The 21,908-nt window shown below is 55.6% G+C and carries 20 protein-coding genes and 1 tRNA gene; 13 read left to right on the forward strand and 8 right to left on the reverse strand.

Annotated elements, in window-relative coordinates:
• Positions 1-42: 42 nt before the first annotated feature.
• The 5 genes from BJ885_RS01215 to folD form a co-directional block, all read right to left on the reverse strand.
• Positions 43-570 (reverse strand): metal-dependent hydrolase, encoded by a 528-nt coding sequence (locus tag BJ885_RS01215; RefSeq protein ID WP_121930995.1) that lies wholly within the window; start codon positions 568-570, stop codon positions 43-45.
• A gap of 74 nt (positions 571-644) precedes the next feature.
• Entirely contained in the window at positions 645-1,661 is a 1,017-nt protein-coding gene (gene malI / locus BJ885_RS01220; RefSeq protein ID WP_121930996.1) for a Mal regulon transcriptional regulator MalI, read from the reverse strand.
• An 86-nt stretch (positions 1,662-1,747) separates the two neighbouring features.
• The gene (locus BJ885_RS01225; RefSeq protein ID WP_029741054.1) at positions 1,748-3,247 is read right to left on the reverse strand and encodes a PTS transporter subunit EIIC; all 1,500 of its coding nucleotides are present in this window, start codon (positions 3,245-3,247) and stop codon (positions 1,748-1,750) included.
• Between the two features lie 234 nt (positions 3,248-3,481).
• Complete coding sequence (gene ybcJ / locus BJ885_RS01230) at positions 3,482-3,694, reverse strand: ribosome-associated protein YbcJ (protein WP_023334767.1); 213 nt, start codon at positions 3,692-3,694, stop codon at positions 3,482-3,484.
• A 1-nt stretch (position 3,695) separates the two neighbouring features.
• A complete protein-coding gene (folD, locus tag BJ885_RS01235) occupies positions 3,696-4,562 on the reverse strand; it encodes a bifunctional methylenetetrahydrofolate dehydrogenase/methenyltetrahydrofolate cyclohydrolase FolD (RefSeq protein WP_121930997.1) in 867 nt (288 codons plus the stop codon).
• Positions 4,563-4,873: 311 nt separating this feature from the next.
• On the opposite strand from folD, the gene fimA reads away from it, so the two are divergent.
• From fimA to sfmF, 6 genes are all read left to right on the forward strand, one after another.
• On the forward strand, positions 4,874-5,437 hold the full coding sequence (fimA, locus tag BJ885_RS01240; protein ID WP_023310641.1) for a type 1 fimbrial major subunit FimA: 564 nt from the start codon (positions 4,874-4,876) through the stop codon (positions 5,435-5,437).
• Between the two features lie 68 nt (positions 5,438-5,505).
• Positions 5,506-6,051: a type 1 fimbrial protein subunit FimI gene (gene fimI / locus BJ885_RS01245; RefSeq protein ID WP_023310642.1), complete on the forward strand. Its 546-nt coding sequence runs from the start codon at positions 5,506-5,508 to the stop codon at positions 6,049-6,051.
• Positions 6,052-6,085: 34 nt separating this feature from the next.
• Positions 6,086-6,778 carry a type 1 fimbria chaperone FimC gene (gene fimC / locus BJ885_RS01250; RefSeq protein ID WP_121930998.1) on the forward strand — a complete coding sequence of 231 codons (693 nt, stop codon included), beginning with the start codon at positions 6,086-6,088 and terminating at the stop codon, positions 6,776-6,778.
• Between the two features lie 14 nt (positions 6,779-6,792).
• Entirely contained in the window at positions 6,793-9,354 is a 2,562-nt protein-coding gene (locus BJ885_RS01255) for a fimbrial biogenesis usher protein (RefSeq protein ID WP_121930999.1), read from the forward strand.
• Positions 9,347-10,354, forward strand: a complete 1,008-nt coding sequence (fimH, locus tag BJ885_RS01260) for a type 1 fimbria D-mannose specific adhesin FimH (RefSeq protein ID WP_121931000.1) — start codon at positions 9,347-9,349, stop codon at positions 10,352-10,354. Before BJ885_RS01255 ends, fimH begins: the two co-directional genes overlap by 8 nt.
• Positions 10,355-10,363: 9 nt before the next feature.
• Positions 10,364-10,885 carry a fimbria assembly protein gene (gene sfmF, locus BJ885_RS01265; RefSeq protein WP_121931001.1) on the forward strand — a complete coding sequence of 174 codons (522 nt, stop codon included), beginning with the start codon at positions 10,364-10,366 and terminating at the stop codon, positions 10,883-10,885.
• A gap of 51 nt (positions 10,886-10,936) precedes the next feature.
• Here sfmF and fimZ read toward each other — a convergent pair whose 3' ends face one another.
• The 3 genes from fimZ to BJ885_RS01285 form a co-directional block, all read right to left on the reverse strand.
• The gene (gene fimZ, locus BJ885_RS01270; protein ID WP_023310647.1) at positions 10,937-11,569 is read right to left on the reverse strand and encodes a fimbria biosynthesis transcriptional regulator FimZ; all 633 of its coding nucleotides are present in this window, start codon (positions 11,567-11,569) and stop codon (positions 10,937-10,939) included.
• Between the two features lie 800 nt (positions 11,570-12,369).
• The gene (locus BJ885_RS01280; RefSeq protein ID WP_047648506.1) at positions 12,370-13,098 is read right to left on the reverse strand and encodes a response regulator transcription factor; all 729 of its coding nucleotides are present in this window, start codon (positions 13,096-13,098) and stop codon (positions 12,370-12,372) included.
• Positions 13,099-13,122: 24 nt separating this feature from the next.
• Positions 13,123-13,821: an EAL domain-containing protein gene (locus BJ885_RS01285; RefSeq protein ID WP_029741059.1), complete on the reverse strand. Its 699-nt coding sequence runs from the start codon at positions 13,819-13,821 to the stop codon at positions 13,123-13,125.
• Between the two features lie 278 nt (positions 13,822-14,099).
• Between BJ885_RS01285 and BJ885_RS01290 the strand changes: the two genes are divergently transcribed.
• From BJ885_RS01290 to BJ885_RS01320, 7 genes are all read left to right on the forward strand, one after another.
• Positions 14,100-14,176 (forward strand) — tRNA-Arg (locus BJ885_RS01290).
• A gap of 100 nt (positions 14,177-14,276) precedes the next feature.
• Positions 14,277-15,107 (forward strand): CPBP family intramembrane glutamic endopeptidase, encoded by an 831-nt coding sequence (locus tag BJ885_RS01295; protein ID WP_121931002.1) that lies wholly within the window; start codon positions 14,277-14,279, stop codon positions 15,105-15,107.
• Between the two features lie 356 nt (positions 15,108-15,463).
• A complete protein-coding gene (locus BJ885_RS01300) occupies positions 15,464-16,480 on the forward strand; it encodes an iron ABC transporter substrate-binding protein (RefSeq protein WP_029741061.1) in 1,017 nt (338 codons plus the stop codon).
• Positions 16,481-16,504: 24 nt separating this feature from the next.
• Positions 16,505-18,079 carry an iron ABC transporter permease gene (locus BJ885_RS01305; protein WP_047648503.1) on the forward strand — a complete coding sequence of 525 codons (1,575 nt, stop codon included), beginning with the start codon at positions 16,505-16,507 and terminating at the stop codon, positions 18,077-18,079.
• A gap of 1 nt (position 18,080) precedes the next feature.
• Positions 18,081-19,112, forward strand: a complete 1,032-nt coding sequence (locus BJ885_RS01310; protein ID WP_121931004.1) for an ABC transporter ATP-binding protein — start codon at positions 18,081-18,083, stop codon at positions 19,110-19,112.
• Positions 19,113-19,261: 149 nt separating this feature from the next.
• Entirely contained in the window at positions 19,262-19,537 is a 276-nt protein-coding gene (yahO, locus tag BJ885_RS01315; RefSeq protein ID WP_023310654.1) for a DUF1471 family periplasmic protein YahO, read from the forward strand.
• A 185-nt stretch (positions 19,538-19,722) separates the two neighbouring features.
• A complete protein-coding gene (locus BJ885_RS01320) occupies positions 19,723-21,906 on the forward strand; it encodes a TonB-dependent siderophore receptor (RefSeq protein ID WP_121931005.1) in 2,184 nt (727 codons plus the stop codon).
• The last annotated feature ends 2 nt before the right edge of the window (positions 21,907-21,908 follow it).

The raw sequence follows: 21,908 nt of genomic DNA on the forward strand, positions 1-21,908 counted from the left end.
GTTTTCTCCCTCTCCCCGTGGGAGAGGGCCGGGGTGAGGGCATCAGCGCGCACGTTTCCTCCACCACAGCAACCCCATCAGCACGACTCCCGGCAGCCACACCCACAGCAGTTCTGAAACGATCACCTGATGCCCGTACGGCGTGGTGTAGCGCGACAGCGCAAACGGCGCGACCTTAATGACCTGCCATGGCGCAAAGAAGCGTTCATCTGACCACGGCCACAGCCAGCCGACGCCTTTCCCGCCCGTGGTAATCGAATCCAGCAGGCTGTGCGACAGCAATGACACGGTTAAAAACAGCCAGCACCGCGTCAGACTGGCCCGGAACCATCGTCGGCCGCTCAGCACGCAGAGTATCGGCACTACAAACGCGAACAGCAGGGAGTGGGTAAAGCCGCGATGGCCGAAAACATTGCCGTACGCGACGCCGAACTTGAACGCCAGCACGTCGGCATCCGGCAGCATGGCGAGGACAATCCCGGCAAACAGCAGGCGGGGAGGAATCACTTTGGTTCCGAGGCCTAAGCCCAGACAAAGCGGAACAGCGGCGTGCGTAATAACGGTAGGCATTGCGATTATCCATGGCAAATCATGGAAATATAGCAGCAATCCCGCGCCGGCAGACCCGCGTCAAATTCTTATTTTTACGCCGACTCGCGTGCGATAAGCTGCCCGGAAAGCGTAATGCGCTGGGTTTGCAGCGTCGGCTCCTTCAGCGTGCGAATAATCAGCCCGGCAGCCTGACGTCCGGTCTCTTCGCTGGCGGACGACACGTAGGTGAATGACGGCGAGGTGAGGTTAACGTGGAGCATATCTTCGAAACCGACCAGCGCGACCTGCTGTGTTAAAAACACATCTTTGCCCACCGTTCGTCCGACCTGATGAATACCGGAGATGGAGCCGATCATGGCATCCGGCGAGTGGCAGAGCAGGGCGGTGATAGTGTTGTTTTTTTCCAGCAGCTGGCGGGTGGCGAAACCCGCGGCCAGGGTGTCATCGCTGCAGGCCGGAGAGTATTCGTCCCGCCAGACCAGCCCGTTTTGCGTCATCGCGCTGCGAAAACCGAGCAGGCGCTGCTCGCGGATAAGGCAGCCTTCACGTCCGCCAATGTAGGCGATATTGCGATGGCCGCGCTCGATAAGATAACGCACCGCCAGATTTGCCGCCTGACGGTTATCGCGCATCACCAGATTGCATTTTTCATCCAGCAGCGACTGAGAGACCACCACCAGCGGCAGCAGGCAGCGTCGAATCTGCTCCGGCAAGGTAGACGTGCGGGTATCCGAGGCCAGATAGATAACCCCGGCGACGCCCTGCTGCTTAAACGACAGCAGGCAGCGCTCAAGATGGTCATGGTCGTTCTGGGGTTGGCCGAGAAAAACCATATACCCCTGTTTTTCAAGATCCTGGACGATACTCGCCATCACCTTGATGGAGAAACTGTCGCTAAAGTCACGGAGGATCAGGCCAATCAGATTGGACGTATTGGCGCGGAGGTTGGCAGCGGCAACGTTATGAACATAGCCCAGCGTATTGATGGCAGCGTTGACCTTCTCGATCGTTGCCTCTGAGATTTTCCCTTTCTGGCGCAAAACCAGCGAGACGGTTGAGACCGATACGCCCGCGTGCTTTGCGACATCAATAATGCTGACTTTCTTCAAAACCGCTCCCTGAAATTCACCGATTATCAGTCAGATACGACAATGCGTCTCCCAGACTACAGGAGACGCGTCGTTCAGGCATCTTATTATTTGCCGATCATGGTGGACATGGTCTGGGCGATAAACTGTGCTCTGGCACCGAAAATCACCTGAATACCGTTGTCGCCGACGAAGACCACGCCGCGCGCACCCAGTCCGTTCAGGCCGTCCTTATCGACCACCTCGCTTTTTGCCACTTCCAGGCGAAGGCGGGTGATACAGGCGCCGACGGAGTCGATGTTGTGCGCCCCGCCCAGCAGGGTGATGATCTCGGTCGCGAGTTCTGAATCAGACTTATCATCCGCGTTGGCGGTCACTTCAGTGCGGCCCGGCGTTTTCACGTCGAAACGACGGATCACAAAGCGGAACGTGAAGTAATAAATTAGGCCCATTGGAATGCCGATGATAATCGCATTCAGGAAGTTGGTCTTGTAGCCGTTAAAGGACGGCAGGATCCCGAATGACAGATAGTCGATAAAGCCCGCGGAGAACGACTTGGCGATATGCGCATGCAGCAGATACATGGTCATGTAGGCCAGGCCCGCCATGATGGCGTTAAATACGTACAGAATTGGCGCCACGAAGATAAAGGTAAACTCGACCGGTTCGGTGATCCCCGTAAGGAAGCAGGTCAGCGCCGCAGAGAACAGAATACCGGCCGCGATTTTTTTATTCTTCGTATGGGCTTCGTGATACATCGCCAGGCACGCGGCGGGCAGCGCGAACAGCATCAGCGGGAATTCGCCCTGCATGAATTTACCGGCATTCTGGTAGGTGTCGCTGCTGAAGGACTTCACACCTTCTTCCAGCATCTTGAACCAGATGGTCTGGTCGCCGTGGATCACCTGTCCTGCCTGGGTGGTGTAATCCCCGAACGAATACCAGAAGGACGGATACCAGATGTGGTGCAGACCGAGCGGGATCAGTGCGCGCTCTACCAGACCGAAGATAAAGGTCGACGCCGCCTGATTATCGCCGTTAACCACCACGGAGAGCGCGTCGATACCGGCCTGGATATGCTGCCACACGTACGGCAGCAGCAGCCCCATCAGGAACGAGAGGAACGCCGTTGCAATGGCCACGAAGCGCTTGCCGGAGAAGAAGCCCAGGAACTCCGGCAGCTGCATGGTGTGGAAGCGGTTATAGCACCAGGCCGCGAGAATACCGCAGATCAGGCCGCCGAAGACGCCCATCTGCAGCGTCGGGATGCCGACCACCATGGCGTATTTCCCGCCCTGGGAGGCCATTTCCGGCGTGATGCTCAGCACGGTGCTGATGGTGATATTCGTGACAAACACCGACACCGCCGCAGACAGCGCCGCGATGCCGGATTCTGACGCCAGACCCACGGCGGAGCCAATGGCAAACAGCATCGGCAGGTTATCAAAAATAACCCCGCCCGCGTTCATCATCAGCGGCAGATGGAACTTATCGCCAAAGGCCAGCAGCAGGCCCGCAGCGGGAAGCAGTGAAATTGGCAGCATTAAGGCGCGACCAATCATCGATAACTTAGACAGCGATTTAACAAACCCTGATATCAGACTCATGCTGATTTCCCCCGAGTAGCGCTTTTTTGGCGCTGTTATTGTAAGTAGAACGTTTTAGTAGAACGTTCTACTTATCGTGGGCAAAGAGTGAAAAACGCGCAACAGAATTTTCATGTTTCGACAGATGAAATAGTGATTATTTGAAGTTGATCGATAAATAACCGTGATGGGTGTGAGGGGATTTTTTATCCCCTCTCCCTGTGGGAGAGGGTTAGGGTGAGGGCATCAGACGGCTCAGGCCGTAACGGTTACGCTCTGTCCTTCAAAGCTCACGGTCTGACCCGCGACAATCTTGCAGCGCTTGCGCGTTTCTACCACGCCGTCGACTTTTACCAGCCCGTCGGCGATAACGATTTTCGCCTGCGCGCCGCTTTCGCTCCAGCCTTCCAGCTTCAGCAGATCGCACAGCTCAACGTGCGGGTGTTTACCTAATGAAAAAGTCGCCATCTTACGCGTCCTCTACGTCGTGATATTCTTCGCACGCCTGCAGCGTATTCTGAATCAGCGTTGCTACGGTCATCGGGCCTACGCCGCCCGGTACGGGGGTAATGTAAGACGCGCGCGCGGCGGCATCTTCATACACCACGTCGCCGACCACTTTGCCGTTTTCCAGACGGTTAATCCCGACGTCCACGACAATCGCGCCCTCTTTGATCCACTCGCCCGGAATAAAGCCCGGCTTGCCGACCGCGACGATCAGCAGATCGGCGTTCTCGACGTGGTGACGCAGGTTTTTGGTGAAGCGGTGGGTCACGGTGGTGGTGCAGCCGGCCAGCAGCAGCTCCATGCTCATCGGGCGGCCCACGATGTTGGACGCACCGATAACCACGGCGTTCAGACCGTAGGTGTCGATGTTATAGCGCTCCAGCAGCGTTACAATGCCGCGCGGCGTACACGGGCGCAGACGCGGCGCGCGCTGGCACAGGCGGCCAACGTTGTACGGATGGAAACCGTCCACGTCTTTATCCGGTGCAATACGCTCCAGCACCTTCACGTTGTCGATACCCGCCGGCAGCGGCAGCTGAACCAGAATACCGTCGATCTCTGTATCGGCATTCAGGGTGTCAATAAGTTCCAGCAGCTCTGCTTCGCTGGTGGTTTCCGGCAAATCGTAAGAGCGGGAGACGAAGCCCACCTCTTCACACGCTTTGCGCTTGCTGCCGACATAAATCTGCGATGCCGGGTTGCTGCCAACCAGCACAACGGCCAGCCCGGGGGCGCGTTTTCCGGCAGCTTTACGCGCCTTCACTTTTTCCGCGACCTCAGAGCGCACCTGCTGCGCAATCGTTTTACCGTCAATAATCTTTGCTGCCATCAGAGAGAAGATTCCGTCTGTAACGTTTGAAAGGGGGGGATGGCGTGTATTTTGTCAGAAGCGAGCGTCGCTGTCAGTCACCCTTTACGCGTTTTTATCAGTGAGACGCAAAAACCCTTCTTAGGGGATGGTCAATTTCTTAGGCGGTATTAGGATGTGACCTGGCGAAATGGCAGCGTTTTGACATATTTAAAAAACGCGTCCTGAGCTACTTTGTCTCCTCCGAAATAAGCTTTCAATTACTCAATTGAACGTATTTCTTATTCCCGATTATTCGCGGGAAGGGTTATTTACATTTTAAAGGAATAGACATGAAACTCAGCAACATTGCTTCTACTGTTATTGCTACTTTGGCCCTGGTTGCAGGTGCCGCAAATGCAGCAGATCCTGCTGCGCCGGTTTCCGTTAATGGCGGTACCGTACATTTTAAAGGTGAGCTGGTTAATGCGGCTTGTTCAGTAAATACTGATTCTTCCGAGCAGACCGTTAATCTGGGCCAGTATCGTACCGCGAAATTTACCAAAGTGGGCGATACCACCTCTAATATTCCATTCAATATCGAACTGAATGATTGCGATCCGCTGGTTGCGAAAACTGCTGCTGTTGCGTTCACCGGTCAGATCGACCCAACCGACAAAACCCTGCTGGCCGTGACCTCCGGTAACAACGACAACACCGCGAAAGGCGTGGGTATTGAGATCCTCGACAGCAAATCCAGCGTTCTGACCCCAGACGGTGCGACCTTCTCTGCTGCGCAGACGCTGATCGAAGGGACCAACACCCTGAAGTTCACCGCACGTTACAAATCAACGGCTGCCACCACTGAGCCAGGCCAGGCGAACGCTGACGCCACCTTCGTAATGAAATACGAGTAATTCCTCCGCACAGGGATGTTCAGGCCTCACGGACGAGGCCCGTCATACGCAAATGCCAGGAACGAAGGATGACAAGGACTGGAACACTACTGCTGTTAACCCTTGCGATGGCTTGTCCGGCATCGGCGCATACCGTGGTGATCGAAGGTGGCAAGGTTCATCTCCGGGGTGAACTGGTGAACGGCGGCTGCGCCGTGGCGCCCGACAGCCAGAATATGCGCATCGACATGGGGCAGTACCGAACCAATTCATTTTCCGGTGTGGGCAGTTTTTCCACGGTTAACGTGCCTTTTACCGTGCGGCTGCTGGACTGCAGCGTTGATGTTTCGCGCACCGTGGGGATCCAGTTTCAGGGCGTGACGCCCGCAGAAGATCCGCAGGTCTTTCTGGCGACATCGCGGCCGGGTGAAACACCTGTCAGCAGCGGCGTGGGGCTGGCGCTCTTTGACGAACAGCAGCGTCAGATTATCCCAAACGCCACGGCCGTCAGCTGGCTGCCGATCGATACCCGCGAGCTCGCGTTCCATTTTAGCGCCCGCTATCGGGCTATTTCCGAACACCTCGAGCCAGGCAAAATTCAGTCGGATGTCTGGTTTACGTTGATTTATCCATAACACCTGCGAACTCATTATTAAAGGTACGGTTGTGATGAATACCCTAATTAAACCAGGACTTTTTTTATCGTTTATTTTGATGATGGTTTCTGCCTGCGCAAATGCTTCCGGCGGTATTGCGCTGGGGGCCACGCGCGTTATTTATCCCGCAGAGGCAAAGCAAACGTCGCTGGCGATCACCAACAGCAACAAACAGGAACGCTATTTAATTAACGCGTGGATCGAAAATGCGAGCGGGCAAAAAGAAAAAACCTTTGCCGTCACTCCGCCCCTGTTTGTCAGCGAGCCGAACAGTGAAAACACGCTGCGTATTATTTACGCCGGGCCGGCGCTGCCAGCCGATCGCGAATCGCTCTTTTACATGAACGTGAAGGCGATCCCATCGGTGAACAAAGCGAAAACGGAAAACAATAACGTGCTGCAGCTGGCGATCCTCTCACGCATCAAGCTGTTTGTGCGCCCGAACAACCTGGCGATGCAGCCGGAAGAGGCGCTTTCCCAGCTGCGGTTTGAGCGCGCGGGCAACCATCTCAAAGTCAGCAACGCTTCCCCGTATTACATCACCCTCGTCAATCTGAAGATGGGCGGGCAGACGCTGGAAAACCTGATGGTTGCGCCGAAAAGCTCGGCACAGCAGGTGCTGCCAGCCGGTGCCAGCGGCACACTTTCCTGGCAGAGCGTGAATGACTACGGTGCCATCACCCCGGCGCGTAGCGTTAACCTGTGAGCAGAGTCAGGGCGATGAAAAACCACCAGAGACGTTACTGCCCGGTTGCACTGGCGCTGATGGCTGCGCTCTGGCCGCAGGCTGGCTGGAGCGAAAGTTATTTCAACCCGGCCTTCTTGTCCGACGACGCCGCCAGCGTGGCGGATTTGTCGCGTTTTGAACAAGGACACCAGCAGGCACCCGGCGTTTATCGCGTGGATATCTGGCGTAACGATGAGTTTATCGGTACCCAGGACGTGCGTTTCGAGCAGGCCGAGAACACGCCGCCGGTAGCGGGCGGTTTATCGGCCTGTATTACGCGCGCGATGCTCGATCGCTTTGGCGTCAACGTCGCGGCGTTTCCCGAGCTGGCTAAGGTGCAGGGCGACACCTGCGTTCCGTTGACCACGGCCATACCCGGCAGCGAAACGGCTTTCAACTTTGCCTCACAGCGTCTGGACGTCAGCCTGCCTCAGGTGGCGTTGCAAAACAGCGCCCGGGGCTACATTCCGCCCGAACAGTGGGATGAAGGCATTCCCGCCGCGCTGGTGAACTACAGCTTCACCGGTAACCGGGGAAGCGAAGACGACAGCTATTACCTCAACCTGCAAAGCGGGTTGAACTATGGCGCCTGGCGTTTACGTAACAACGGCGCATGGCGGTACACACAGAATAACGGGCAGCGGCACAGCGAGTGGCAGAATATTGGCACCTGGGCGCAGCGCACCGTCATCCCGCTTAAAAGCGAACTGGTGCTGGGCGACAGCAATACCGGGAATGACGTCTTCGACAGCATGGGTTTTCGCGGCGGACGGCTTTTCTCGTCTGACAGCATGTACCCGGACAGCCTGCAGGGCTACGCGCCGACCGTGCGCGGGATCGCCCGTACGCCCGCCAAAGTGGTGGTTCGCCAGAACGGCTACGTTATCTATCAAAGCTACGTCCAGCCGGGCGCATTTGCCATTACCGATCTTAACCCGACCTCCTCAAGCGGCGACCTGGAAGTCACGGTCGAAGAGAAAGACGGCACCCAGCAGCGCTATACCGTGCCGTACTCCACCGTCCCGCTCCTGCAGCGCGAAGGTCGCTGGAAGTACGACCTCGTCGCGGGGGATTACCGCAGCGGGAACAGCGATCAGGACACACCGTTCTTCACCCAGGGCACCCTGGTTACCGGCCTTGCCAACGGTTACACGCTCTACGGCGGTACGCAGCTGGCGTCACGCTATACCGCGGTGGCCGTCGGGGCCGGGAAAAACCTGGGCGACTGGGGCGCGGTCTCGCTTGATATCACCCACGCCCGCAGCCAGCTTGCGGACGACAGCAAGCATGAAGGGCAGTCTCTGCGCTTCCTCTACGCGAAATCTCTTAACGGCTTCGGCACCAACTTCCAGCTGCTGGGCTACCGCTACTCCACAAAAGGGTTTTACACCCTCGACGATGTGGCCTGGCGCTCAATGGAAGGCTATCAGTATGCCGATAGCCAGAACGATAACGATGTGCCGGACGTGCAGAGCTATCACAACCTGACGTGGAATAAAAAAGGCCGCTTCCAGCTCAACGTCTCTCAGTCGCTGGGGGACTACGGCTCGGTCTATATCTCCGGCAGCGAGCAGACCTACTGGGGAACAGACGAGACGAACCTCTGGTACCAGCTGGGCTACGCGGGGGGCGTGAAGGGGATCAACTACTCCGTCTCGTGGTCGTGGAACAAATCCGTGGGGATAGACGGCACCGATCGGATCGCGTCGTTTAACGTCTCCGTGCCGTTCAGCCTCTTTACCCGTCAGGGCTATCGCCGGGACAGCGCGATTGACCGCGCCTACGCTACGGCATCCGCCAGTCGAAACAGCGATGGCGACACAAGCTGGCAAACCGGCGTCAGCGGAACGCTGCTGGAGGACCGCAACCTGAACTACAGCGTGACCCAGGGACACGCCAGCACCAACGGCTCAAGCGGAAGCGCCAGCGCCAACTGGCAGGCGACCTACGGCACGCTGGGCGTGGGCTACAACTATTCCCGCGACCAGCACGATCTCAACTGGCAGCTCTCAGGCGGGGTGGTCGGCCACGCCGACGGCGTGACCTTCAGCCAGCCGTTGGGCGACACCAACGTGCTGATCAAAGCGCCGGGGGCATCGGGCGTCAGTATTGAAAACCAGACCGGGGTGAAAACCGACTGGCGAGGCTACGCGGTCATGCCGTATGCCACCGTCTATCGCTACAACCGCGTGGCGCTGGATACCAACACCATGAGCAACAACACCGATATCGAAAACAACGTGAGCAGCGTGGTGCCGACCAAAGGCGCGCTGGTACGCGCCAGCTTTGATACCCGCATTGGCGTGCGCGCCCTGCTGACGGTGATGCGCGGCAACCAGCCGGTGCCGTTCGGCGCGGTGGTGCGTGAGACCAAAAGCGGCGTCACCAGCATGGTGGGGGATGACGGACAAATATACCTGAGTGGGCTGCCGCTGGAAGGCGAACTGCTGATCCAGTGGGGCGACGGGGCGCAGTCCCAGTGTCGCGCACCTTACAGCTTGTCTGAACAGAGCCTGCAACAGGCAATCACACTTAAGGGGATCGGCTGTGATTAAAACTCGACTCTTTGCCTTGTCGCTGCTGGCGTTCCTGCCCGCGACAAACGCATTAGCGACCGTGTGCGTCAATGAAAAAGGCGTGCCGACGGAAGTGCATTACGATCTGACGGATAAATTCAACAGCTCGAATAACCAGATTGGGCAGGTCGTGACGCTCAGCGAGAAATCGCAGTGGGTAGGGGTGAATGCCGTCTGCCCGAAGGGCACGACCGGGAATACCACCAAGCGCAGCTATGTGACCGATTATCCGGTAACGGGGACCAGCGATGGCTACCAGTATCTGAAGCTTAATGACTATCTGGACGGGGCGATGAAAATTACGGACAGCTTTGCTGGCGTATTTTATCCGCCAAAAAGCTATATCCAGATGGGGAGCCATCCTAACGTCTCCAAAAACAAACCGTTTGGCGTTCAGGACTCCAGCCTGGTCTTCCGTCTTAAGGTGACCCGGCGTTTTATCAACATGGTGGTGATCCCGCGTGCCACCATGTTCCGCGTTTACGTCACCACCACCTCCTCCGATCCGCTCACCACACCGGTCTATACCATCAGCTACAGCGGAACCATTCAGGTGCCGCAAAGCTGCGCCATCAATGCCGGTAACGTGGTGGAGTTTGATTTCGGCGACATTGGCGCCTCCTTGTTCAGCAAGGCGGGCGTGGGTAACAAGCCGGAGGGGGTCTCATCGCAAAGCAAAACCATCGCCATCAAATGCACCAACGTGGAGGCGAACGCCATGCTGACGATGCGCGTCGAGGCGGAAAAAGTCTCTGATAATGTGCTGGTGTCGGATAATCCGGATGTGGGGTTCATCATCGCCAACGAGAGCGGGGCGCCGCTGACGCCCAACAACCTGACGAGCAAAATTCCGTTCCGTCTCGACGACAGCGCGCAGGCGCAGGTGGGGATCCGGGTCTGGCCGGTGAGCGTGACGGGCAATAAGCCAGCGGAAGGGCGCTTCACCTCGCGCGGGTATTTGCGCGTGGATTACGACTAAGGAGCCGATATGCGAAACGGGATCCGTTTTATCACCTTAGCGCTCTTTGCGCTTTGCACCCAGGCTCAGGCGGACACCGCGTTGGGCGAGATTAACATTCGGCTCTACGGCAATATCGTCGATTTTACCTGCGTTGCCGAGGGCAGCGACAGCGACAAGGCCGTCCCGCTGGGCACCTGGCCCACGAAACAGCTCAGCACCACCGGGAGCCGCACGCAGCCTATGCAGTTTACGCTGAAGCTGACCGGCTGCCCGCCGGGCGCGGCGTCCATTACGTTTTCGGGTAAAGCTGATGGGAGCAATAGCGGCTTGCTGGCGCTGAATGACGCCAGTACTGCAAGCCATGTCGCCGTTGAGATCAGGGATGCGGATAAAACGCGCCTGGCGCTTCAGCAGGCCAGCCAGCCGGTCTCGGTTGACGCACAGGGAAATGCGACGCTGTCGTTTTATGCCAATTATATTGCCACTGCCGATAACCCTCAGCCCGGACGGGCTGATGCGGATGCCACATTCATGATTAATTATAATTAGCACTGACCGCACTCCCTGCAGCTCAGATAAGCTGCAGGGAGTGAATTCAGGTTATAGCAGCTCGTGAGCTTTGGCGTAATCAATTAATTCCACGATGCTTTGCACACCCAGCTTGGAATAAATATTGGATTTATGCGCGCTAATGGTCTTGTTGCTTAATAGTAGCTGTTCAGCTATTTCCTTGTTGGATAATCCATTCGCCAGATACCGTAATACCGTGACCTCGCGATTCGATAATGGCATATCTACTGCCATCCCTTTCCCGGAACCCAAATGGTTTATAAAGTTCAACGTCTCCGACGGGAAAAAGGAATAGCCCATCAGAATCATTTCTACGGCGTTGTAGATCTCACCCAAATCTTTTCGTTTACTGACGAAGCCATTTGCCCCGGCGCGAATGGCGCGACCTGCGTAAAACAACTCTGATTTAGACGAGAGGAACAGAACCTTAATGTTTTTGTTTAAGTTCCTGATTCTCTTTAGTAAAGAGAAGGCATCCGTGCCCGTGAGTTCAATGTCAAGGATCACCAGATCGATAGGGTGATTGCGGATACAGTCAAGGACTTCATGGCTATCGCCAGACTTGAGCTTGACTGCGATATTCTTATTTTTCTGTAGCAGGACTTCTATCGACATTCTGACGATAGGATGTTCGTCCATAATGATAACGGATGCCGGTTTCATTTTTAATGCCTCAGATTGTTAAAAGCGTTATACAGAGTTTGGTAAAACTCTCGAAATGCCGGAAGGATATAATGTGCAGATCCCTGTACCGTAGTATTTCCCTGGGAAGAGCGAAAGCATCCTTGTTTACGTAATGAAAAGAACTATGCCTCAGCGCGGTCATCTCATTAGGCTGGTGTTGGCAAAAAGGTTTTTCTTATTCAGATTTGATACGCATCTTATTATACAGGGTAAGTTTTTTCCGAAAACCCTGTAAATTAATATGAGGGTATTGGTTTGTATTATCTTCTGGATATGAATCGCTATTTTTTTAAAAATAGCGGAAATATCCTGTTATCCCATTTACTGCATATTTTCATCTTTATGTAATAACAAAAAATAACAGATATCGCTGTATGTTGATTAATTGTTAACAAAAATACGCCTGTTTTTAAGTTGCGAACCCGCAAAGATGAGGTTAAAAATTGCCCTCGCAGGCCGTCAGACCTTCATCCGAAAGTGCTTACGTTGACCAGGACAACGGCGTCTGATGCACAGGAGAACATGCTACCCGCTTCGCTTTTTACTCCTGGCTGTTGTCGCTAAGCTGCTTGTTTTTACATCATTATCATCTTGTTAACGCCTTCTGCATTCACTTAACGGATGGAGGAAAGTGCTGCCGTTCCGTTAATCTGTGGCATTTCACAAGGTTCACGCCCATAAATTAGGAATAGTTATAATTTCGAGTTTATTGTTAAAAATTAACATTTTTGCAACGCAAGTGGTAAGTAATTTCCTAAACCGCTTTAGGAAATAAGGGGTTAGGAGGTGAGTGAAAACGTGCAGTCTGAGAGGTTATTAAGAAGATGGAGCAATTCCTGGCGATGGCTTAGACCCAGCTTTAGGAGAATGCAGCTGAGACGATAGATAATGCGGCTATAGGGGCGATTCTGCATAAGGGCAATCTGACGCAATGTCTTGCCCCGGGAAAGCTCCTGCAGGATGGGCCATTCGTTTCGCGAGAACCAGTCTTTCTCGGTACCCAGCGGAGGTAGGGTATCCAACAGGCTGTGCTGGAGCGCAGCGGCGTTCAGCTGACGTTCGAGCACATGAAAGGGACCCGCCGCTTTGCAGAAGAGGCGGGTGTCGTAATTATCGGCCCGGACCAACAGCCAGGGCGTCAGGAACGGAGGAAACAGGCTATGCCGTCTCAACTGATCCAGTTTCTCCAGAAGGCCCGTGGATCGGCTTTCAATATCCACGACCAGACGGGCTGAAGGCCACTGGGTCTGAGCGATAAGGGCGTCGTCCAGCGTGGCGTAGTCGCAGCAGCTGCTCAGGGGAAACTGCCCGTTGAGAAAACCGGTGCGCAGGTAGTGATCCTCCGTCACCAGAAGGATAAACGGGGCGTCGGTTTTGCGGGGCTGGCTGATAGACTGGCTCAAAAATTCGAGCCGGTCGAAAAAGGGGGGAGCAAAAGGTGAGCGCGTAAATCCCAGTGCATCACTTCCTGTACGCCGCCGCCGGTAACGGCGCACTGTCATTCGCATGGTCTCCCTCCTGGAAATGGCTTTTTAATCCTCCGGCCATGTCCAGGACGGCCAGTAATATCCCTGGCCGAGGTCTGCGCCTGCCTGCAGTGCCCAGGTACGATCGCGTTCAGTCTCAATACCTTCAATAAGCACTTTCCCGGCAAGCTGAAAGCAAAGGGAAACCAGTTGCCTCAGCGCAGGGGTGTCGCGTAAACGCCAGAATGCTTCCTTATCTATTTTGATGCCGCTTAACGGGAGTCGGCAGGATAAAAACGACTGCACTGTGACGTCATCCACGTCATCAAGCCAGATTGCATGTCCCTGTCTGCTAAGTTGCCGCAAATTTTGAACGACATGCTGCTTCTCGACGAGGGTCAGCGCTAAAAAGGACGCGAGATCGACAATCTCAATATTAAGCGACACGTCTGGCAACCGGATAAGTCGCTGAAAAGAGGCTGTCTCTGTCAGGACGGTTATCGGCAGATTAATAAAAAGATTATGACCGTGCGGCGCATTTTTTAACGCGGCAAGCTGCGCTTCAAGCAGCGCTATCGACCAGTCTGCGGACCGTTCGCAAAAAAAGTCCTCGCTGTGCCGCGTGTCGGACAGAACGCTTAGTACCTCCACGCCAACCTGGCGCAAGGAGGAAAGGGCGACGATGGGCTCAAGCTTAATGCCGACGATGTCCTGAGAAATGTACTGTAACCGGGGGGGCGTATCGATCAGGTTTTGCGCTGTCACTCCATTGTCCTGTTGTCTGCCAGCCTCCAGGCGGCCGGGATACCTGACTCTAGTGTGACGAGCTGACGTTCAGGAAAACAGCAGGCGTTACTTAAATGCAACTAAGCCTTTTCGCAGCGCCAAATTTTACGGTGAAACAGGGCGAAATGTTGAGAAAATAGCCGTATTTACAATCGGCTAGCTGTAATTGCCGTGGAAAACGGAAAAGGCATTGACTCACCTGCCATTGACCGTATAATTCTTCGCGTTTCACCACCGCGAAGTACACACATATCAGTGCGCCCTTAGCTCAGTTGGATAGAGCAACGGCCTTCTAAGCCGTAGGTCGTAGGTTCGAATCCTACAGGGCGTGCCATTTCATCTCATAGAGTACGCCTCCTTCACATCCTCTGATTTCCGTTGTGGGACATATTTGGGACATCGCCCCTAACATTTACCGGTCAAGAAGGACATTTATGTGGTATCTACTCGCAACTTCGCTTGCCGCACTTTCCCTTAATAAAAGCCTGGCTTATCTAATGCTGGGATTAACGGCATTTCTCGGCTGGAAACAGGGCATTCTTGACGCCCCGGCGCTGCTGGTTATTGCATCAATCGTTGTTGGCTGGTCTGCTGTTGAATGGCTACGTAATAGAAATAATAAATATACATATCTGGTCGAAGGCCTGTGTGTGGTCATCGCCGTTGCCCTGGTTTTGCATGTGATCCCGGGCTTCCATAACCCCAAAGTGCTGGATGCTGTCGTCGTTGGTCCGCAAAGCATACCGTTCAGTATGTACTTTAATATGGACAAGGCAGTGGTGCCTTTCTTTTTAATTACGTGCATGCCAACGTTATTCGTAGCAAAGCCCCTCTATCAAGCTGGCAAGGTCGGTTGGGGAATATTGGTTCTTGCGATACCCGCGCTGTTACTTCTGGCTGTTGCGTTGGGCGGACTTAGAATTGAGCCGCATGCGCCAGAATGGTTCGCTCAATTTGCCCTTGCGAATATTTTCTTCGTCTCTTTGGCCGAGGAAGCCTTGTTCAGAGGCTACCTACAGCAACGCTTGTCCCGGGTTATTCATCCTGTTGTCGCGCTGTTGATTGCCTCAGTCATCTTTGGGCTGATGCATTATAGCGGCGGTTTACTACTGATCATTTTTGCCAGCCTCTCCGGCATTATTTACGGCCTGGCGTGGATGTGGAGCGGTAAGCTCTGGGTTGCAACGTTATTCCATTTTGGCCTGAACTGCGTGCATTTATTGCTCTTCACCTATCCGATGTATGCCCCCCACGCTGCGATGTGATGCGTTTTTAAATAGTCGCCTAATAATTTGGCTACCTCTGAATAAACATAAAAAGCCCCGAAATATCGGGGCTTTTTTATATATGCCGGGCGCGTAAATAACAAATTTCACTTCGCGGGAGAATGAATAGAAGGCTAATGAATTTCATTGCTGGCAGGCTTAAGGTTTTCTTAATCTAAATATTATCTCGGATTAAAATTTGAATTTTTATCTTAACAAACTCCGCAATAAAGAAATTTTACACTTTTACTCCTAAACTGGATTGATACTAATTATCATTAGCGTTGTTGTATGCTTTAATCCTGTCCCACAAAGCTATGAGTCGTTAATCCCGTTGGTCTATTAAGGATATGTTCATGAATTCTCGCCTGCTGTCCTGCTTCTCGCTTGCCTTGTTGTCTTCATCACTTTTCCTTTCTACACAATCGGTTGCGGCCGATAACAACGAAGGCATCGTTGTTTATAACGCGCAGCACGAAAACCTGGTGAAGTCGTGGGTTGACGGTTTTACTAAAGAAACCGGCATTAAGGTCACTCTGCGTAATGGCGATGACAGCGAGCTGGGTAACCAGCTGGTTCAGGAAGGCAGCGCGTCACCGGCAGACGTGTTCCTGACGGAGAACTCGCCGTCAATGGTGCTGGTGGATAACGCCAACCTGTTTGCGCCGCTGGATGCAGACACCCTGAAGCAGGTACCGGCAGAATATCGTCCGGCGCACGGTCGCTGGATCGGCATCGCGGCCCGCAGCACGGTATTTGTGTATAACCCGGAAAAACTGAACGAACAGCAGCTGCCTAAATCGCTGATGGATCTGGCTAAGCCCGAGTGGAAAGGCCGCTGGGCGGCATCACCGTCAGGTGCGGATTTCCAGGCCATCGTGAGCGCGATGCTGGCGCTGAAAGGCGAGAAGGCCACGCTGGAATGGCTCAAGGCGATGAAAGCCAATTTCGTTGCCTATAAAGGCAACAGCACCGTGATGAAAGCGGTCAATGCCGGTCAGATTGATGGCGGCGTGATTTATCACTACTACCGTTTTGTCGATCAGTCCAAAACCGGTGAAAACAGCAAAAACACCCAGCTCTACTACTTCAAACATCAGGATCCGGGCGCGTTTGTGAGCCTCTCTGGCGGCGGCGTGCTGGCATCCAGCAAGCACAAAGCGCAGGCGCAGGCCTTCATCAAATACATTACCGGTAAAGAAGGCCAGGAAAGCCTGCGTACCAATAACGCCTTTGAATATGCAGTGGGCGTGAACGCGGCCTCAAACCCGAAACTGGTCCCGCTGAAAGATCTTGATGCACCGAAAGTTGAACCTTCAACGCTTAACAGTAAAAAAGTTATCGAGCTGATGACGCAAGCCGGCCTGCTGTGATCCTGAGAGTAAAGTGAACGTCTTATGTCTGGTCTGAGTCTCGACATCGGAAAAAACAGAGTGCAGGAGCCTGCCCGCAGGCGTCCTGCACTGCCGATGGTTGCGTTAGCTGTGTTGTTTTCATTAATGGCGCTTCTGCCTTTGGGTTTTATCATTGCCATTGGCATTGAGACCGGCTGGGAAACCATTAAGGCGCTGGTGTTTCGCCCGCGTGTTGCTGAGCTGCTCAGCAACACGCTGTGGCTGACGGCTTTAGCGGTTCCTCTGTGTATCGTGACGGGCGTGGCAATCGCCTGGCTCACGGAGCGCACGCAGCTTGCCGGGCGAGGGATCTGGTCTGCACTGGCGGTCGCCCCGCTGGCGATCCCCGCGTTTGTGCAAAGCTATGCCTGGGTGAGCGTTGTCCCGTCCATGCACGGGCTCTCCGCGGGCGTGTTTCTCTCGGTTCTTGCCTACTATCCGTTTATCTATATGCCGGTTGCGGCGGTGCTGCGTCGCCTTGACCCGACGCTTGAAGATGTCGCCGCTTCGCTGGGTACGCCGCCGTGGCGGGTCTTTTTCCGCGTGGTGCTGCCCCAGCTCAAGCTGGCTATCTGCGGCGGCGCGCTGCTGGTGGCGCTGCACCTGCTGGCGGAATATGGCCTGTACGTGATGATCCGCTTTGATACCTTCACCACGGCAATTTATGACCAGTTCCAGTCTACCTTCAGCGGCCCGGCGGCGAACATGCTGGCGGGCGTGCTGGCCTTGTGCTGTCTGGCTATATTAATACTGGAAGGCGTGACGCGCGGAAAAGCACGCTACGCGCGCATTGGCGCCGGGGCCGCGCGCGAGCAGAAACGCTGGCCGCTGAAGCCTGCGGCCGCCGCGCTGGGCCAGCTGTTTTTCATCGTGCTGATCGTGCTGGCGCTGGGCGTGCCGTTAATTGTTCTGTGTCGCTGGATTTGGCTCGGCGGCGTGCAAAACTGGATGAGCGCCGATCTCTGGCATTCGCTGCGCCAGACGCTGATGCTCGGCGTGGGCGGTGCGCTTCTGACGACCGCGTGCGTGATCCCCATCGCGTGGCTGGGAATTCGCTATCCGCACCGCATCTTCCGGATGCTGGAAGGGTGCATCTATATCACTAGTTCGCTGCCGGGCATCGTCACGGCGCTGGCGCTGGTCACCGTCACCATTCATTACGCCCGTCCCATTTACCAGACGGAAATTACCCTGTTCCTGGCCTACCTGCTGATGTTTATGCCCCGCGCGCTCATCAACCTGCGGGCGGGGATTGCGCAGGCGCCGGTTGAGCTGGAAAACGTGGCGCGCAGCCTGGGCAGCACGCCCGCGAAGGCGCTCTGGAGCGTCACGATGCGGCTGGCCGCGCCGGGCGCGGCGGCAGGGGCCGCGCTGGTTTTCCTCGGCGTCAGCAACGAGTTAACCGCCACGCTGTTGCTCTCTCCGCTGGGCACGCGCACGCTGTCCACCGGATTCTGGGCGCTGACCAGTGAAATTGACTATGTTGCCGCCGCGCCTTACGCGATGCTGATGATCCTGATTTCACTCCCGCTGACCGCCATTCTCTATATGCAGTCGAAAAAAATTGCAGGGCTATGACATGCTTGAATTAACCGCCATTTCTAAATCGTTTTCTGATGTGCAGGTGCTCGACAGCTTAAACCTGAGCGTGGCGCCGGGGAGCAGGACGGCGATTGTCGGGCCGTCCGGGTCGGGGAAAACCACGCTGCTGCGTATTCTTGCCGGGTTCGAAACGCCTGACACCGGGCGCATTGTCATGCAGGGGAGAACGCTGTTCGATGAAAACAGTTTTGTTCCCGCCCACCTGCGCCGGATCGGTTTTGTGCCTCAGGAGGGCGCGCTGTTCCCGCACCTCAACGTGGCAGACAACATTGCCTGGGGGCTGGACGGCACCCGCCACGAAAAGCGCCAGCGCGTTGAGGCACTGATGGAGATGGTTTCTCTGGACAGGCAGCTCGCAACGCACTGGCCCCACGAGATTTCCGGCGGACAGCAGCAGCGCGTGGCGCTTGCCCGTGCGCTGGCCCAGCGACCTTCACTGATGCTGCTGGATGAACCGTTCTCGGCGCTGGATACCGGCCTGCGCGCCATGACGCGTAAGGCAACGGCCGATCTGCTGGCCGAAGCGGGCGTGGCCTCGATTCTGGTCACCCACGATCAGAACGAAGCGTTGTCCTTTGCCACGCAGGTTGCCGTCATGCGCTCCGGACGCTTCACGCAGGTCGGCACGCCTTATGACGTCTACACCCGTCCCGTTGACGAAGAGACGGCGCTGTTTCTTGGCGATGCCGTGATCCTGCCTGCTCAGCTCGCAGCCGGGTATGCCGTGTGCGCGCTGGGTGAAGTGCCGACGGACAACGCGCATGCGACAGGACAGGGCAGGGTAATGATGCGCCCTGAACAATTACGCGTGACGGCATGTGCAGCGCATGAAAGTCCGATCTCGATTCTCGACGTGGACTTCACCGGCCAGCTGTCGACGCTCACCCTGGGATTAGCCGGACAGCAGCAGCCGGTGATTCTGAAGACCGTAAGCCAGCCAGGATGGAACCCGGGCACGACGGTACGCGTTGATATTGCTGGCACCGCGCGGGTATTCGAATATTCTTAATATTCGTTAGTAATTTCATGCAACGGGTTGTTATAAAAGATTATTCCCGAACGTATGGCAATTCCTGAGATTCTCTACCATGCTCATAAAACCTCACCACACTGCGTGAGGTTTTTCGTAGTTGCTGATTAATCTCAAGGAAAAAGGTTATGAAAAAGACGACTGCTATTTTGTTGGGAACGGCGTTACTGTTTACGACCAATGCTTTTGCTGCACAGCTACTCACTAAAAGCGAGTTCAAAAAAGTTGCATCTCAATATAAAAAAATCGGTACGGTAAACACCTCGAATGAAGTATCGGTGGATGATGCGAAAAAAGAACTGATTGAGAAAGCCGATAAGAAAGGCGCGGATGTCCTGGTGCTCACCTCAGGGAACACCAACAATAAAATTCACGGTACGGCCAATATCTACAAGAAAAAATAACGTCATTGCAGCCACCCCCGAAGCGGGGTGGCCGTTCCCCCTCTTTTCTCGCCAAATCTCCTCATGAACGCGGTTACACTTGCTAACGCATAGATAATGCGTATAGTTCTCATTTGCATTGCACCCAATACATTCTAAGGCCCGACAACGGGTCATTTTTGCGCGCACTTTAAAATGAGTTAACGATGAACAACACCATCATGCACAAGACGCTGCTGGCGCTCGCCGTTGGCGCGGCGACACATTCCGCCTTCGCGGCGGACGATCAAAAAGAGGACACCCTTGTTGTCCAGGCTGCACCAGCCAGCGATTTCAAACCCGGCGGCGACCAGCTGGTACCGGCCTTTCTTGACGGACAGGTGGCGAACGGCGGGCGCATGGGGATGCTGGGCCAGCAGAACGCCATGGACGTGCCGTTCAACATCATCAGCTACACCTCGAAGCTGGTGGAAGATCAGCAGGCTAAAACCATTGCCGATGTCGTCGCGAACGACGCGGGCGTGCAGTTCGTTCAGGGGTACGGCAACAGCGCGGAGACCTACCGCATCCGTGGCCTGAAGTTCGACGGCGACGACATGACCTTTGGCGGCCTGTCCGGCGTGCTGCCGCGCCAGGTGGTGGATACCCAGATGGTTGACCGCATCGAGATCTTCAAAGGGGCCAACTCGCTGATGAACGGCGCGGCAAGCTCCGGCGTGGGCGGGATGATCAACCTTGAGCCAAAACACGCGGGCGAACTCCCGCAGGCGAAGGTCGGCGTGGACTACACCTCGGATTCCCAGTTTGGTACCACGCTGGATGCGGGCCGTCGCTACGGCGACAGCGACCAGTTCGGCGCGCGGGTGAACCTGGTCCATCGCGAAGGGGAAACCGGCATACCGAATGACCGCCGCCGCACCACGCTGCTCTCTACCGGCCTGGATTACGCGGGCGACCGCTTCCGCACCTCGCTGGATCTCGGCTATCAGAAGAAAACCTTTCACGGCAGCCCGACCAGCGTCAATATTTCCGCGGTGGACTTCGTGCCCGAGCCGCCGAAAAACGATCGAAACTTCTCGCAGAAGTGGGCCTACAGCAATATCGAAAACGAATTTGGGATGTGGCGCAGCGAGTACGACATCACCGACGGCTGGACGGCCTATACCGGTCTTGGCGCGCAGCACGCGCACGAGGAAGGCATCTACAGCGCGCCGAAGCTGGTGGATAAAAGCGGCAAGGCAACGGTCAGCCGTCTTGATACCAACCGGATCAGCGATTCCGTCAGCGGCATGGCGGGCGTTCGCGGGAACTTCACTACGGGCTTCGTCTCGCACAAGGTCAACGTTGGCTATTCGGCGATGACAAAGAACGAAAAAATCGCGTGGAAAATGTCGGCGGCGAAGGATAACCCGACCACTAACATCTACCACAACACCGGCGTCGATATGCCGGACAGCACCAACTTCAGCGGCTCCGGCGGAAAGTACAGCGATCCGCTGACCAGCGGGCGCACCCGTACCCAGGGCTGGCTGCTGAGCGATACGCTGGGCGTGCTGGACGACAAGCTGCTGTTCACCGCGGGCGCGCGCCATCAGAAGGTGGTCATTCGCGGGTATAACAAAGTCACCGGTGCGGAAAACGCGGCGGACGGTTTCGACGGCAGCCGCTGGATGCCCACCTACGGCGTGGTCTACAAGCCGTGGGAGGCGATCTCCCTCTATGCAAACCACACCGAAGCGCTGCAGCCGGGCAAAACCGCGCCTAACACCGCCACCAACTACGGCCAGAGCACCGGTATCGTTCACTCTAAGCAGAACGAAGTGGGCGTGAAGGCCGACTTCGGCCGCGTGGGCGGATCGCTTGCGCTGTTTGAGATCAAAATGCCGTCGGCGATCCTCGACGACAGCGGCCACTACGGCCTGGACGCCGAGCAGCGTAACCGAGGCGTTGAACTGAACGTCTTCGGCGAGCCCGCGCTGGGGATGCGCCTGAACGCCAGCGCCACCTGGCTGCAGGCCGAGCTGACCAAAACCAAAAATGGTGTGAATCAGGGCAACGATGCGATCGGTATTCCAAACTTTTACGCGGTAGTGGGCGCAGAGTACGACATCAAGCCGGTTGACGGCCTGACCGCGACCGCCCGCGTGAACCATTCCGGCGCGCAGTACGCTGACCTGGCAAACACCAAAAAGCTGGACAGCTACACCACGCTGGATCTGGGAATGCGCTATCGCTTCGCGGTTAACCACAATGAAAACCAGATGACGGTTCGCGCGGGCATCGACAACGTGACCAATGAAAACTACTGGGCCAGCGTCGACGATTCCGGTACCTATATTACGCAGGGCGAACCGCGCACCTTTAAGGTCTCGGTTGGCTACGCGTTTTAAGC

It is taken from the genome of Enterobacter sp. WP_7_1, assembly GCF_003688535.1.
Taxonomy (GTDB): domain Bacteria; phylum Pseudomonadota; class Gammaproteobacteria; order Enterobacterales; family Enterobacteriaceae; genus Enterobacter; species Enterobacter asburiae.

Excerpts from the sequence above, each read along its gene's own strand:
- BJ885_RS01215 (WP_121930995.1), bottom strand. The coding sequence starts at position 570 with ATGCCTACCGTTATTACGCACGCCGCTGTTCCGCTTTGTCTGGGCTTA.
- BJ885_RS01225 (WP_029741054.1), bottom strand. The coding sequence starts at position 3,247 with ATGAGTCTGATATCAGGGTTTGTTAAATCGCTGTCTAAGTTATCGATG.
- ybcJ (WP_023334767.1), bottom strand. The coding sequence starts at position 3,694 with ATGGCGACTTTTTCATTAGGTAAACACCCGCACGTTGAGCTGTGCGAT.
- folD (WP_121930997.1), bottom strand. The coding sequence starts at position 4,562 with ATGGCAGCAAAGATTATTGACGGTAAAACGATTGCGCAGCAGGTGCGC.
- fimA (WP_023310641.1), top strand. The coding sequence starts at position 4,874 with ATGAAACTCAGCAACATTGCTTCTACTGTTATTGCTACTTTGGCCCTG.
- fimI (WP_023310642.1), top strand. The coding sequence starts at position 5,506 with ATGACAAGGACTGGAACACTACTGCTGTTAACCCTTGCGATGGCTTGT.
- fimC (WP_121930998.1), top strand. The coding sequence starts at position 6,086 with ATGAATACCCTAATTAAACCAGGACTTTTTTTATCGTTTATTTTGATG.
- BJ885_RS01255 (WP_121930999.1), top strand. The coding sequence starts at position 6,793 with ATGAAAAACCACCAGAGACGTTACTGCCCGGTTGCACTGGCGCTGATG.
- sfmF (WP_121931001.1), top strand. The coding sequence starts at position 10,364 with ATGCGAAACGGGATCCGTTTTATCACCTTAGCGCTCTTTGCGCTTTGC.
- fimZ (WP_023310647.1), bottom strand. The coding sequence starts at position 11,569 with ATGAAACCGGCATCCGTTATCATTATGGACGAACATCCTATCGTCAGA.
- BJ885_RS01280 (WP_047648506.1), bottom strand. The coding sequence starts at position 13,098 with ATGCGAATGACAGTGCGCCGTTACCGGCGGCGGCGTACAGGAAGTGAT.
- BJ885_RS01295 (WP_121931002.1), top strand. The coding sequence starts at position 14,277 with ATGTGGTATCTACTCGCAACTTCGCTTGCCGCACTTTCCCTTAATAAA.
- BJ885_RS01300 (WP_029741061.1), top strand. The coding sequence starts at position 15,464 with ATGAATTCTCGCCTGCTGTCCTGCTTCTCGCTTGCCTTGTTGTCTTCA.
- BJ885_RS01305 (WP_047648503.1), top strand. The coding sequence starts at position 16,505 with ATGTCTGGTCTGAGTCTCGACATCGGAAAAAACAGAGTGCAGGAGCCT.
- BJ885_RS01310 (WP_121931004.1), top strand. The coding sequence starts at position 18,081 with ATGCTTGAATTAACCGCCATTTCTAAATCGTTTTCTGATGTGCAGGTG.
- yahO (WP_023310654.1), top strand. The coding sequence starts at position 19,262 with ATGAAAAAGACGACTGCTATTTTGTTGGGAACGGCGTTACTGTTTACG.
- BJ885_RS01320 (WP_121931005.1), top strand. The coding sequence starts at position 19,723 with ATGAACAACACCATCATGCACAAGACGCTGCTGGCGCTCGCCGTTGGC.